11 protein-coding genes, 2 tRNA genes and 1 pseudogene (1 of these 14 running past the window's edge) are annotated in these 13,312 nt (G+C 38.2%); 10 read left to right on the forward strand and 4 right to left on the reverse strand.

The annotated features are described in order from the left end of the window. Together PG086_RS06585 and PG086_RS06590 are read left to right on the forward strand one after the other, a co-directional pair. Positions 1 to 52 (forward strand) — tRNA-OTHER (locus PG086_RS06585) (it extends 72 nt beyond the left edge of the window). Positions 53 to 58: 6 nt separating this feature from the next. Next, a tRNA-Ser gene (locus tag PG086_RS06590) sits at positions 59 to 146 on the forward strand. Positions 147 to 209: 63 nt separating this feature from the next. Here the strand turns inward: PG086_RS06590 and PG086_RS09730 are convergent. Together PG086_RS09730 and PG086_RS06595 are read right to left on the reverse strand one after the other, a co-directional pair. Further along, entirely contained in the window at positions 210 to 329 is a 120-nt protein-coding gene (locus tag PG086_RS09730; protein WP_418896152.1) for a hypothetical protein, read from the reverse strand. A gap of 150 nt (positions 330 to 479) precedes the next feature. Then, positions 480 to 1,517: pseudogene (locus PG086_RS06595) on the reverse strand (transposase). A 223-nt stretch (positions 1,518 to 1,740) separates the two neighbouring features. On the opposite strand from PG086_RS06595, the gene PG086_RS06600 reads away from it, so the two are divergent. Continuing rightward, positions 1,741 to 2,445 (forward strand): hypothetical protein, encoded by a 705-nt coding sequence (locus PG086_RS06600; protein WP_167265176.1) that lies wholly within the window; start codon positions 1,741 to 1,743, stop codon positions 2,443 to 2,445. A 102-nt stretch (positions 2,446 to 2,547) separates the two neighbouring features. Here PG086_RS06600 and birA read toward each other — a convergent pair whose 3' ends face one another. Then, the gene (gene birA / locus PG086_RS06605) at positions 2,548 to 3,486 is read right to left on the reverse strand and encodes a bifunctional biotin--[acetyl-CoA-carboxylase] ligase/biotin operon repressor BirA (RefSeq protein ID WP_061598077.1); all 939 of its coding nucleotides are present in this window, start codon (positions 3,484 to 3,486) and stop codon (positions 2,548 to 2,550) included. Further along, on the reverse strand, positions 3,483 to 4,343 hold the full coding sequence (locus tag PG086_RS06610; RefSeq protein ID WP_007517401.1) for an AraC family transcriptional regulator: 861 nt from the start codon (positions 4,341 to 4,343) through the stop codon (positions 3,483 to 3,485). The genes birA and PG086_RS06610 overlap by 4 nt, the downstream gene beginning before the upstream one ends. 107 nt (positions 4,344 to 4,450) lie before the next feature. On the opposite strand from PG086_RS06610, the gene PG086_RS06615 reads away from it, so the two are divergent. From PG086_RS06615 to PG086_RS06645, 7 genes are all read left to right on the forward strand, one after another. Beyond that, complete coding sequence (locus PG086_RS06615; RefSeq protein WP_270748263.1) at positions 4,451 to 6,613, forward strand: alpha-galactosidase; 2,163 nt, start codon at positions 4,451 to 4,453, stop codon at positions 6,611 to 6,613. 34 nt (positions 6,614 to 6,647) lie between these two features. Then, entirely contained in the window at positions 6,648 to 7,898 is a 1,251-nt protein-coding gene (locus PG086_RS06620; RefSeq protein WP_270748265.1) for an extracellular solute-binding protein, read from the forward strand. Between the two features lie 18 nt (positions 7,899 to 7,916). Continuing rightward, the gene (locus PG086_RS06625) at positions 7,917 to 8,789 is read left to right on the forward strand and encodes a carbohydrate ABC transporter permease (protein ID WP_268698286.1); all 873 of its coding nucleotides are present in this window, start codon (positions 7,917 to 7,919) and stop codon (positions 8,787 to 8,789) included. A gap of 16 nt (positions 8,790 to 8,805) precedes the next feature. Next, on the forward strand, positions 8,806 to 9,639 hold the full coding sequence (locus PG086_RS06630) for a carbohydrate ABC transporter permease (protein ID WP_000711271.1): 834 nt from the start codon (positions 8,806 to 8,808) through the stop codon (positions 9,637 to 9,639). Between the two features lie 293 nt (positions 9,640 to 9,932). Next, on the forward strand, positions 9,933 to 11,375 hold the full coding sequence (gene gtfA / locus PG086_RS06635) for a sucrose phosphorylase (protein WP_270748268.1): 1,443 nt from the start codon (positions 9,933 to 9,935) through the stop codon (positions 11,373 to 11,375). Between the two features lie 132 nt (positions 11,376 to 11,507). After that, positions 11,508 to 12,701, forward strand: a complete 1,194-nt coding sequence (locus PG086_RS06640) for an O-antigen ligase family protein (RefSeq protein WP_038805734.1) — start codon at positions 11,508 to 11,510, stop codon at positions 12,699 to 12,701. 144 nt (positions 12,702 to 12,845) lie between these two features. After that, positions 12,846 to 13,289: a MarR family winged helix-turn-helix transcriptional regulator gene (locus tag PG086_RS06645; protein WP_000872569.1), complete on the forward strand. Its 444-nt coding sequence runs from the start codon at positions 12,846 to 12,848 to the stop codon at positions 13,287 to 13,289. Positions 13,290 to 13,312 lie beyond the last annotated feature (23 nt).

A 13,312-nucleotide genomic window follows, 5' to 3' on the forward strand; every position in this document is an offset into this window, starting at 1 on the left:
GAGCGCACGCCTGATAAGCGTGAGGTCGGTGGTTCGAGTCCACTCGTGCCCATTAATAGGAGAATTACTCAAGAGGCTGAAGAGGACGGTTTGCTAAATCGTTAGGTCGGGTAACCGGCGCGGGGGTTCGAATCCCCCATTCTCCGTACGTTAAGAGCTGCTAGGCTCTTTTTTTTTGCTCTTTGTTAACTGTAGTGGGTTGAAGTCAGCTAAGATCTAGAAAGGACAAATTTCGTCCTTTCTTTTTTGATATTTAGGGCGATAAAAATTCGTTTTTTGAAGTTTTCAAAGTTCCGAAAACTAAAGGCGTTGCGCTTGATAAGTTTAATGAGATTATTGGTTGCTTCTAATTTAGCGTTGGAATAAGGTAACTAAAGAGCGTTGACAATTTTTTCTTTGTCCCTGAGGAAGGTTTTAAAGACCGTCTGAAAAAGAGGATGAATCTGCTTTAGTTTCTCCTCTATAAGTCCAAAAATTTCTCAGGCTCCTTGTTCTGAAAGTGAAAAAGCAAGAGCTGATAGAGCTTTATAGTGGTGTCTCAAGTCTTCTGAATAGCTCAAAAGCTTGTCTAGAATCTCTTTGTTGGTTAGATGAATACGAAAAGTAGGGCGATAAAATCGCTTATCGCTCAGTTTACGACTATCCTGCTGTATAAGCTTCCAGTAGCGTTTGATGGCCTTGTATTCATGGGATTTTCGATCGAATTGGTTCATGATTTGAACACGGACACGACTCATAGCACGGCTGAGATGTTGGACAATATAAAAACGATCTAGAACTATTTTAGCGTTTGGGAGTGAAACAATCTGGGAGACTGTTTCAGCCTGAGCCTAGAAATTCGAAAGCGAAGCTGTTTAGCCAAGTCCATAGTAGGGACTAGACATATCCATCGTAATGATTTTCACCTGACAACGAACAGCTCGCTCGTAGCGCAGAAAGTAATTTCGGATGATAGTTTGTGTCCTGCCTTCAAGGACAGTGATGATATTGAGCTTTTCAAAATCCTGAGCAATAAAGCTCATCTTTCCCTTAGTGAAGGCATACTCATCCCAAGACATAATCTCGGGAAGACGAGAAAAATCATGTTTAAAACGGAAGTCATTGAGCTTTCGAATGACGGTTGAAGTTGAAATGGCAAGCTGGCGGGCAATGTCGGTCATAGAAGTCTTTTCAATCAACTTTTGAGCAATTTTCGGGTTGATGATACGAGGGATTTGATGATTTTTCTTGACGAGAGAAGTCTCAGAGACCATCATTTTCGAGCACTGATAGCACTTGAAACGGCGTTTTCTAAGGAGAATTCTGGTAGGCATACCAGTTGTTTCGAGGTAAGGAATTTTAGATGATTTTTGAAAGTCATATTTCTTCATTTGATTTCCGCAATCAGGACAAGATGGAGCGTCGTAGTCGAGTTTAGCGATGATTTCCTTGTGGGTATCTTTATTAACAACATCCATAATTTGGATATTAGGGTCTTTGATATCGAGTAGTTTTGTGATAAAATGTAATTGTTCCATATGAATCTTTCTAATGAGTTGTTTAGTCGCTTTTCATTATAGGTCATTGGGACTTTTTTTCTAGGCTACATAATCTCCATAGTGGATTTACCTACTACAAATATTATTGAGCTCTATTATCTAATGCTGTTTCAGTAACTTTCATATTAGAAAAAATCATAAATAGACTAGATTTAGTGGTATACTAAGGTTAGGGACTTTAAGTGGCTGGGGGATAATCGAGATGGAAAATGGAGTAAAATTTCATAGTATTTTTTATAGATTTATACTATTTATCTTTGTAGTATTTCTAACTGTGATTTCAATGATCTTAGATGCAAAAAAAGCGCAAATTCGCTTTTTTAACCTATCCTTGATTATCGGGCAAGGGGAGTTGAAGATTGTTACAGTTGCGGTTTTACTCCTTACTTTTCTTCTATCTTTCTTGTTTAAATGGAAATGTTCGATTTATAAAAAAGGGATTTATCTAAGAAAAATTGATTTATTTGTAGCTTGGGATGAGATTAGAGGTCTTAGCCATGTCTGGATCAATGAATATCATCGTGGACCTCATGGTTTCCTGTTCTATAATCGTAAGACGCTGGTTATTTATAGAGAAAATTATCAACCGATTTGCCTTTATAATATTTCATTATTGGCCTTATATGTGGCTAAATATTATCATCCAAAATTGAAAACCAATATAGTCTTAGCAACGTTGGCAAGTCTCTTCAATATGGCTTTAAATGCATGGTTCTTGTACGAGATGTTGAGTAAAAATTTGGTGAATATAAAAGCTGAAGTATTTATGTTTTGGCTACTTTTGTATGCTGTTAAAGTTTTTGCGTTGCCAGGAATTATACTTGGATACGAAAATCACCACAATGGGGTTTCATTGGCACATAGCACGGCATATAAAAAGAATGCCTCGAAAGCTGTTCACCTGTAAAGTGTTGATGGGAAGCCAGCTATTTATATATCAGTTGCTTTCTACATTCAAAAAGCACTATATGTTGCTAGTTGAGGTTCTAGATACCATATAGTGCTGCTATTAAGTCCAGCTAGTGAGTGAGATTTCACCACTATGGAGCCAGATTTCTGTCTGATCATCAAGCTGGATAAGGAGTTGTCCTTTGTCGGAGATGTCCTTGGCGACTCCTTTTTTTTCAGTCTGATCTTGGATAAAACTGACCTCTCTTCCTAGAACAAGAGAGTGTTCTTTATAAAGATAGAGTAGTTCTTCGGGTGCTGTTTGGTAGAAACAACGCCAAATTTCTGAGATTAGTTCGTTTCGTGTGATAGGAGCTGGTGGTGTAAAGAGACTTCCAGCTTTTTCTTTTAGTTCTTCTGGAAAGTCTTCTATAGAAAAATTTATACCAAGTCCGATAATGATATCTGTAACCAAGCCTGTCTCAACTGATGTCATTGCTTCGGTGAGGATACCTGCTATCTTTTTATTTTTAAAGTAGATGTCATTTACCCATTTGATATCTACTTCTATCATAGTTAGGTTTTTAATGGCTTTGTAGACCGCAGCAGCTACAAGGAGAGTATAGGATGGGAGCTTTTCATAGGGAAGGTTTGGTTGAATATGCAGGGACATATAGATGCCTCCCTGAGATGGAGAATAGTAGGGGCGCTGAAAGCGGCCACGACCTGCTGTTTGACAGGTTGAAAGATAGAGTGTATTTCCTTTGTTTCCAGCTTCAATTCCTTCTTTTGCATCTGTTTGGGTTGATTTGGTCTCAGGTTTGTAGTGAACGATTAAGTTGGTTTTCTCTTGAATCAAATCAGGTAATATCAGATCGCCTTGAATAAGCTTGTAGCCTCTATTTTTGATACTGTCAATTTCTAGGCCTTCTTGTTGAAGACGTTGGATTGCTTTCCATATGGACGTGCGGCTTAAATTCAGTTCTTCTCCGATTTTTTCTCCGCTAACATAATCGTTTTCTCTAGCTAATATTTGGTAGACTAGTTGGTGTGATTTCATTGATTTTCCTTTCTAGCTGAGAGGGAATGAGAGTATTCTTTTCGAGTTTGACTAGGTGTTTTATGAAAAAACTGCTTGTAGGCTTTTGAGAAATGTAATGGATCTGAAAAACCCACAGAATACGCAATGACCTTGATCGTTTCATTGGTGTGCTCTAGTAACTGTTGAGCACGGTTCATTCGAACGAAAAGTAAATACTCTTTTGGAGAGAGTTGGTGAAATTCTTTAAACACACTAGTTAAGTAACTTCTATGAACCGATAGCTCTTTTGCTAAATCTTGAATGGTGAGCGATTGTGGATAGTGACTATCAATTAATCGTTTGCAGTCAAGATAGAGCTGGTGGGTTGATGAAATATTCTCTTTTTTCTGATTGGGAGCAATCGTTCCTAGATGAAACATTAGTTCATGGAGTTGTCCCATAATGTGGAGTTGAGCCAATTCATTTGATTTTGTTATTTGAGCGAAGCGGACAATATCTGAGATGAGTTTTGCAGTTGTTTGTGTATGACAGTTATTTGACTGGATGAGGTAGGATTGATCAGAAATTTGAGATAGAGCAAAGTAGTCAGGTGCCCTCCCTCCAGTGATCCCCAACCAGTAGTAAGCCCAAGGATCCTGGCTATCTGCTTGATAGAATGTTAATTCATCTGGTTTTAGTAAAAAGAAATCTCCTGCCTTTAAATCAACAATTTTCCCCTTATAATGGAATTGACCTTTTCCTTTAGTAATGTAATGGAGTACATAGGTATCTCGAATAGCTGGGCCAAAAGAGTAGTTAGGCGTGCATTCTTCATAACCGTAGAAGCTAAGAGAAAGATCAATTGTTCCAGTCTGGTATTCTGAAAAAACGAGCATGGGCCACCTCCTACCTAACATTTTACCATACTTTAGAGACATTTTTCTATTTTAGAAAGCGCTTTTATTTGCTAAAATTTTATCAGGAAATCGATGAGGTACAAGTTATGGGAATTCGGATAGAGAATAATCTATTTTACGTTGAGAGTAAAGATTTAAGTTTGATTATTGAAAATAGGGATGGGTTCTTATTATTAAAACATTTAGGAAAGACTATTAAGAACTATGGAGGTTCTAATAGTGTTTATGAACGCGATCATGCTTTTTCTGGTAATCCAACAGCTACTAATCGAACCTTTAGTTTGGATACGCAACGTCAAATTTTTGGGCAACATGGTTTGGGTGACTTTAGAAAACCAACTTTACAGGTTCAACATGATGCAACTGAAGTAACAGACTTTCGATTTGTAGAAGCAAAGATTTTAAAAGGTCAGAATGGTCCACAGGGCTTACCTTCTCCTCACAGCATGGATGATACAGAGACGCTTGTCTTGATTTTAAAAGATCCTCAAGCTAAACTTAGTCTGACTTTGTATTATACAGCTTTTGATAATGATGCGACAATTGCTAGTTACAGCAAATTGGAGAATAATAGTAATCAGGAAGTTGTCATTCATAAGGACTTTTCTTTTATGGCTGATTTTCATGCTGCAGCTTACGAAATAGTAACTCTGCAGGGCGCTTATGCTCGTGAAAAGACTGTCCGACGTCAACAGGTAGAGCAAGGAATCTTTTCGATTAGTTCGAACCGTGGAGCTTCTGGGCATGCTCAAACACCAGCTCTTCTATTATGTGATCAAGGAGTTACAGAGGATGCTGGGAATGTGTTTGCTCTACAACTACTGTATAGTGGAAACTTCGAAGCTTTTGTCCAAAAGAATCAACTGAATGAAGTTCGGGTGGCTATTGGCATTAATCCAGAAAATTTTTCTTGGAAGTTAGATCCTGAGGAAAATTTTGAAACACCGGTAGCTTTAGTGACCTATTCAGATAAGGGATTAACTGGTATCAGTCATGAAAGCCAGAATTTTGTACTTAAGCACATTATGCCAAGTAAATTTTCTAAAAAAGAGCGTCCAATTCTAATCAATAACTGGGAAGCTACCTACTTTGACTTTCAGAGAGAAAAACTGTTAGAACTAGCTGATGAAGCTAAGAAAGTTGGAATAGAACTTTTTGTATTAGATGATGGGTGGTTTGGTAATCGCTTTGATGATAATCGTGCTTTAGGTGATTGGGTTGTGAATGAGAAAAAACTGGGTGGAAGTCTAGAAAGTCTGATTTCAGCTATCCATGAAAGAGGTTTGCAGTTTGGGCTTTGGTTAGAACCGGAGATGATTTCCGTTGATAGCGACTTGTATCGTAAACATCCTGACTGGGCTATTCAGGTTCCAGGATATGAGCATACTTACTCTCGAAATCAATTAGTACTTAATCTTGCCAATCCTCAGGTAGTAGAATATTTGAAAAATGTCTTAGATGAACTCCTCTCTCATCATAAAATTGACTACATCAAATGGGATATGAACCGTAATATTACTAATCTGGGGAATGGTTCAGTTTATCTGGAAACCCAGATGCAGTCTCATCAGTACATGCTGGGGCTTTATGAACTCGTTTCTTATCTGACAGAGAAGCATAGCCATATTCTCATTGAGTCCTGCTCTGGTGGCGGTGGCAGAAATGATCTTGGTATGATGCGTTATTTCCCACAAGTCTGGGCTAGTGATAATACTGATGCTATTGCACGTTTACCAATTCAATACGGTTCATCCTATCTCTATCCAACCATTTCTATGGGGGCTCATGTGTCAGCAGTACCAAATCATCAGATGGGACGAATGACACCATTGGAAACTCGTGGTCATGTAGCCATGATGGGAAATCTGGGCTATGAGCTTGATTTAACAAGTTTGTCAGATGAGGAGAAAGATGAGATCGCTAATCAGGTGAACTTGTATAAAGAATTGCGACCAGTAGTCCAGTTGGGAAATCAGTATAGGTTAATCAATCCCGATGCTGAATCCAATGAAGCAGCAGTTCAATTTAACTATGAAGATCAAACGATTGTAACCTATGTCCGAGTCCTGTCAGTTGTGGAAACAATGGAAACCACCTTGAAACTGAAAGACTTAGAGGTGGAAGGGCTTTATGAGCTGGAAGAGACAAACATTGTTTACTCGGGTGCAGAGCTCATGTATGCAGGTTTAACTGTTACCCTATCACCAGGAGATTTTTTGAGTAGACAGTATAAATTCAAGAGACTATAATAAAAGCGTATAAATTTATCAAGGAGGCATTCCAATGAAATGGTATAAGAAAGCAGGTTTTCTTTTAGTAGCTGGGGCAAGTTTACTAGGCCTAGTGGCTTGTGGTCAGAACAATCAATCAGCTGATGGAAAGGTAACGATTGAGTTTTTTAACCAGAAGACCGAGATGGCAGATACCTTGCAAAGGATAGTGGATGATTTTGAGAAGGAACACCCTAATATTGATGTGAAGCTGACTACAGTACCTTCAGCTGGAATTGTGCTAAAGACTCGTATTTTATCAGGAGATGTTCCAGATATTATTAATATCTATCCTCAAAATATGGATTTTCAGGAGTGGGCGAAGGCAGGCTATTTTGCAGATATGACAGGAAAACCCTATCTTGAGAACATCAAGAATGACTATGCCGAAAAGTATGCGATTAATAATAAAGTTTATAGTGTGCCTTTAACGGCCAACCTTTATGGAATCTATTACAATAAAACGAAGTTTAAAGAATTAGGGCTTGAGGAACCGAAGACTTTTAAAGAGTTTCAAGAGATTGTTAAAAAGATAAAAGATAGTGGAAATTCTCCGTTTGCGGTTGCAGGCAATGAAGGCTGGACATTAAATGGTTACCACCAACTTTCTCTCATTACCCTTACGGGTAGTGGAGACGCGGCTAATAACTATCTTCGCTTTTCAAAACCAAACGCCATCTCTGCAGATGATGCTATTTTAAAAGCAGATGCAGAACGACTCGATTTATTAGCAGATAATGCTCAAGATGGTTGGCGTGGTGCCTCTTATAATGATTCGGTGGTAGCATTTTCGAGTGAAAAAGCCTTGATGATGCCACAAGGATCATGGGCGCTAGCGGCAATTAATCAACAGGATCCAAAATTTGAGGTGGGGATGTTTGCCTTTCCTGGAGAAGAAGTAGGAAAAGAAGTCACTGTTGGTGCAGGGGATATGGCATTATCAACTTCAGCTACTACCAAACACCCTAAGGAAACCGAAGAATTTATCAGCTATATGACTAGTCCAAAAGCTATGCAGTCATACTATGATGTAGATGGATCACCTGTTGCGGTAAAAGGCATACAGGAAAAAGAAGATTCAGCGCTTGCAGCTATTTCTAAACTGGCATTTACGGACAAACATTATGTTTGGTTGGGCCAACGCTGGAACTCTGAAGAAGACTTTTTTAATCTAAGTGCAGGTTACCTGATGGATAAAAATCTGAAAAATATGGCAAACAATCTCAATGCTTTCTTTAATCCAATGAAGGCAGATTTGGACTAGAATAGGAGTTAAGATGATATGGCTATTCGAAAATTTTTAAATAAATACTGGGGTTGGACATTTTTGCTCATCCCGCTTGCTTTACAAGCTATCTTCTTTTACTTTCCAATGGTACAAGGTGCTTTCTATAGTTTGACTAACTGGACTGGATTGACCTATAATTATAAATTTGTTGGTTTGAATAACTACAAATTGCTGATGATTGATGGGAAATTCTTCACAGCCATAGCCTTTACTTTGATTTTAACTCTGGCATTGATTATTGGAGAGATTACGATTGGGGTGGTTGTGGCACGAGCCTTAAATTCGAAGATGAAGGGTCAGACCTTCTTTAGAGCTTGGTTCTTTTTCCCGGCTGTTTTGTCTGGTTTGACAGTTTCCTTGATTTTTAAACAATTCTTCAACTATGGGCTTCCAACGATTGGAAAAATTTTAGGAATTAGCTTTTTACAAGAGAGTCTATTGGGGACACCAGTCGGAGCGGTAGTGGCAACTATTTTTGTTCTTCTATGGCAAGGAGTAGCTATGCCAATCATTCTCTTTCTTGCTGGTCTTCAGAGTATTCCAAATGATATTTTAGAGGCAGCATCAATTGATGGTGCAACCAGTAAACAAACTTTTTGGAAGATTGAATTGCCCTATTTACTGCCAACGATCTCAATGGTTTTTATCTTGGCTCTTAAGTCTGGTTTGACAGCCTTTGACCAAATTTTTGCGTTGACGAGTGGTGGTCCAAATAATGCTACAACGTCTCTTGGACTTTTAGTCTACAATTATGCTTTCAAGAGTAATCAATATGGATATGCGAATGCAATTGCCTTGATTTTATTCTTAATTATTGGAATTGTTTCTCTGATCCAAATCAAGCTATCAAAGAAATTTGAAATCTAATAGAGGAGTCCTACACATGAAAAAAGAAGAAAAATTGAATCAGTTTTGGAAATACGTCCTCTTGATAGTCGGTGGTATTCTTATACTTGTTCCTTTGTTGGTAACGGTATTTAGTTCTTTCAAGACAACTAAGGATATCATGAATCATTTCTTTAGTTTGCCCAATCCTTTTACCTTAAGTAATTATGAACGATTAATTTCGGATGGGATTGGAGGCTATTTCTGGAATTCAGCAGTTATTACGGTGTTATCATTGATTGTAGTAGCTTTCTTTATACCAGCTGCAGCTTACTCCATTGCTCGAAATATGTCCAAGAAAAAAGCCTTTGCAATTATGTATTCGCTCTTGATCTTAGGGATATTTGTTCCATTTCAGGTGATTATGATTCCCATCACAGTTATGATGAGTAAACTTGGTCTAGCAAATATGTGGGGGCTAGTAATACTCTACCTAACTTATGCTATTCCACAGACTCTCTTCTTGTATGTTGGTTATATAAAAATCAGTGTACCAGATAGTTTGGATGAAGCTGCGGAAATCGATGGGGCTGATCGTTTTACAACTTATCGTCGAATCATTTTTCCAATGTTGAAGCCCATGCATGCGACAACTTTGATCATCAATGCTCTCTGGTTCTGGAATGACTTTATGTTACCATTGTTGATTTTGAATAAGGATTCCAAGATGTGGACTTTGCCTCTCTTCCAGTACAACTACCAAGGTCAGTACTTTAATGACTATGGACCAAGCTTTGCATCCTATATTGTAGGAATTGTAACGATAACCATTGTCTACCTCATCTTCCAAAAACATATCATTTCAGGAATGAGTAACGGGGCAGTGAAGTAACAAGATACAAAGCCCGTTAAAAGCTCACAGTGAAAATAGGGAATCTGAATAAGAAGCCTTGGCTTCTTGGAAGATTCATCTTTTTCACACAGAGCTTAGGGCGTGTTCAATTAAGATACAAAGGAACAGTTCAGCTTATTGGCAATTCTATGTAGAAAACAAGAAAGTAGTATTTAGTTGCTTGCAGTCTATATTAGTATGAGCTCGAAGTGAACAAAAAATCTAAAAATATCTTTCATTTACGAAGCCAGGTCATATGAGACTTGGCTTTCATCAGAAAAAGGAGAACATCTATGACCATTCAAAATAAAACTATGTTGATTACTTACTCAGATAGTCTTGGAAATAACCTTAAAGACTTGTATGAGAATTTGGAAGAACATTTTGGCGATGCTATTGGGGGAGTTCACCTTCTACCATTTTTCCCGTCAACAGGTGATCGCGGATTTGCACCAGTGGACTATGATGAAGTGGATCTAGCGTTTGGTGATTGGGAGGATGTTAAGCGTTTAGGTGAGAAATATTATCTTATGTTTGACTTTATGATTAACCATATTTCTCGTCAATCTAAATATTATAAGGACTATCAAGAAAAACATGAAGCTAGTGAATTTAAAGATCTCTTTTTAAACTGGGACAAGTTTTGGCCGGAAAACCGTCCGACACAAGCTGATGTAGATTTAATTTACAAGCGTAAGGATCGTGCACCAAAGCAAGAGATCGTTTTTGCAGACGGTTCAGTAGAACATTTGTGGAATACCTTTGGTGAGGAGCAGATTGATCTTGATGTGACCAAAGAAGTAACGATGAGCTTCATCCGTAAGACGATTCAACATCTAGCAAGTAACGGGTGTGATTTGATTCGCCTAGATGCTTTTGCTTATGCGGTGAAGAAATTGGATACCAATGATTTCTTTGTGGAACCAGATATTTGGGACTTATTGGATAAGGTCCGGGATATAGGAGCTGAATACGGTGCAGAGCTCTTACCTGAGATTCATGAACACTATTCGATTCAGTTTAAAATAGCGGATCATGATTACTATGTTTACGATTTTGCCCTTCCAATGGTGACCCTTTATACTCTTTACAGTTCCAGAACAGAGCGCTTAGCTAAGTGGTTAAAGATGAGCCCGATGAAGCAATTTACGACACTAGATACCCATGATGGGATTGGAGTGGTAGATGTCAAGGATATCCTGACCGATGAGGAAATTGACTATGCTTCAAATGAGCTCTATAAGGTTGGAGCGAATGTCAAACGTAAGTACTCTAGTGCAGAGTATAACAATCTAGATATCTACCAAATCAATTCAACCTACTATTCTGCACTTGGAGATGATGATGTCAAGTACTTCCTCGCTCGTTTGATTCAAGCTTTTGCGCCAGGCATTCCTCAGGTTTACTATGTGGGTCTATTAGCAGGAAAAAATGACTTGAAATTATTAGAAGAAACCAAAGAAGGTCGAAATATTAATCGTCATTACTATAGCAATGAGGAAATAGCAGAAGAAGTTCAACGTCCTGTGGTGAAGTCCCTTCTCAATCTATTTTCTTTCCGTAATCGGTCAGAGGCCTTTGACCTAGAAGGGACTATTGACATTGAAACACCAACAGCTCACAGCATTGTAATCAAACGTCAAAATAAAGACAAGTCCGTAACAGCAGTAGCAGAAATTGATTTGCAAAGTCAGACCTATCAAGTAGTGGAAAACGGTAGAAACATTCAGTTCTAGTGCCATATTAATGAAAGATTTTTTTTGTGGCGAAAACGTGTTCATTGTTCCCAAATGACGGAAAAAATGGTAGAATATAAAGATAGTTTAGCATTTATCTTCTGGAGAAATCCAGAACAGAAAGGATCCGTTTTGAAATCAATTGGATTACTGGATAAGATAAGAGGGCTTTCGAAAAAAGATTTCTTTTTGTATCTGATGATCATGAGTATCTTTTTACCTTTTTATTTGTTCTTATCACTCTTTGCTTTATATTTGATAGGTTTACTTGTTACTGGGGAGATGAAGGGAATTATCAAAGGATTAGCCAAACATCCTGTACTTCTCTTTTTTATTGCCTACAGTAGTGTCATTTCCATCGTCGCCAAGAACTGGCTTGGTCTAGCAGCATCTTTCCTGATGCTCCTATTTCTTATTTTCTTTAGTTTTTACCAGAAGCGTCTGACGCATGCTTTCTTTCGACTGATACTCCAGACGGTTTTGTTTGGTAGTGTTGTCTCTGCCGCTTTTGCTACTTTGGAGCATTTCCAAATTGTAAAGAAATTTAACTATGCCTTTCTTTCACCAAATATGCAAGTATGGCACCAAAACCGTGCAGAGGTCACCTTCTTTAATCCTAACTACTATGGGATCATTTGTTGCTTCTGTATCATGATTGCCTTTTATCTCTTTACAACGACGAAGCTAAGATGGTTGAAAGTCTTTTGTGTGCTAGCAGGTTTTGTAAATCTTTTTGGTTTAAATTTCACGCAAAATAGAACAGCCTTTCCTGCTATTATCGCTGGAGCCATCATTTATCTCTTTACGACCATTAAAAACTGGAAGGCCTTTTGGCTTAGTATTGGGGTCTTTGCGATTGGCTTGAGTTTCCTTTTTTCTAGTGATTTGGGAGTTCGGATGGGAACTTTAGATTCTTCTATGGAAGAACGCATTTCTATCTGGGATGCTGGGATGGCCTTGTTTAAGCAAAATCCTTTTTGGGGGGAGGGGCCATTGACCTATATGCACTCTTATCCTCGGATAAATGCTCCTTATCATGAACATGCTCACAGCCTTTATATTGATACGATTCTGAGTTACGGAATTGTGGGAACCATTTTATTAGCTTTGTCTTCTGTTGCTCCTGTTCGTTTGATGATGGATATGAGTCAGGAGTCGGGGAAACGTCCAATTATCGGTCTTTATCTATCTTTCCTTACAGTGGTTGCTGTGCATGGAATCTTTGACTTGGCCCTTTTCTGGATTCAGTCAGGTTTCATTTTCTTGTTAGTTATGTGCAGTATTCCATTGGAGCGTCGAACTTTGGTATCAGACATGACGGATTAAGTTTATAAGATTGAAATCTTCTACCTTGAGTAGGAGATTTTTTACTGAGAAAAATTAGTTCTAAGTCGAAATAGTTGACAATTGGAATAATAAGTATTATAATATTTTTTATTCGTATCGATATAGAAATAAATTGGAGGTTTCATGAAATATTGTCATTTGGTAGCCCATCATATTCGTTTGTTGAATGGGCGGATTTTTCAAAAGTTACTGAGACAAGACCCTGACTCTCTTTATCGGAGTGAGCAGGGAAAGATTTTAGCGGTTTTATGGAATAGTAAGACGGGCTGTGCAACTGCGACAGATATTGCGCTTGCGACTGGGCTTGCTAATAATACGTTGACGACTATGATAAAAAAGTTAGAGGAGCAAAATCTTATAACTGTCAGTCCGTGTGGAGAAGATAAGCGTAAGAAGTATTTAGTTTTAACAGAGTTGGGCAAGTCCCAGAAAGAAGTTGGGCAACGTGTCAGTCAGAGATTGGATACTATCTGTTACAAAGGATTTTCAGAGGAAGAAATTCGTCAGTTTGAAGGTTTTCAAGAAAGAATTTTGGCTAATCTGAAAGAGAAGGAAAATGAGGTTTAGAGTGGGGTAAATTAGTTATTAAA

Origin of the sequence: Streptococcus halitosis (assembly GCF_027691175.1) — a bacterium.
In the GTDB taxonomy this organism is placed as follows: Bacteria; Bacillota; Bacilli; order Lactobacillales; family Streptococcaceae; genus Streptococcus; species Streptococcus halitosis_A.

Coding starts and splice junctions, on each gene's coding strand:
- PG086_RS06600 (WP_167265176.1), top strand. CDS start 1,741: ATGGAAAATGGAGTAAAATTTCATAGTATTTTTTATAGATTTATACTA.
- gtfA (WP_270748268.1), top strand. CDS start 9,933: ATGACCATTCAAAATAAAACTATGTTGATTACTTACTCAGATAGTCTT.
- PG086_RS06615 (WP_270748263.1), top strand. CDS start 4,451: ATGGGAATTCGGATAGAGAATAATCTATTTTACGTTGAGAGTAAAGAT.
- PG086_RS06630 (WP_000711271.1), top strand. CDS start 8,806: ATGAAAAAAGAAGAAAAATTGAATCAGTTTTGGAAATACGTCCTCTTG.
- PG086_RS06625 (WP_268698286.1), top strand. CDS start 7,917: ATGGCTATTCGAAAATTTTTAAATAAATACTGGGGTTGGACATTTTTG.
- PG086_RS06610 (WP_007517401.1), bottom strand. CDS start 4,343: ATGCTCGTTTTTTCAGAATACCAGACTGGAACAATTGATCTTTCTCTT.
- PG086_RS06645 (WP_000872569.1), top strand. CDS start 12,846: ATGAAATATTGTCATTTGGTAGCCCATCATATTCGTTTGTTGAATGGG.
- PG086_RS06620 (WP_270748265.1), top strand. CDS start 6,648: ATGAAATGGTATAAGAAAGCAGGTTTTCTTTTAGTAGCTGGGGCAAGT.
- birA (WP_061598077.1), bottom strand. CDS start 3,486: ATGAAATCACACCAACTAGTCTACCAAATATTAGCTAGAGAAAACGAT.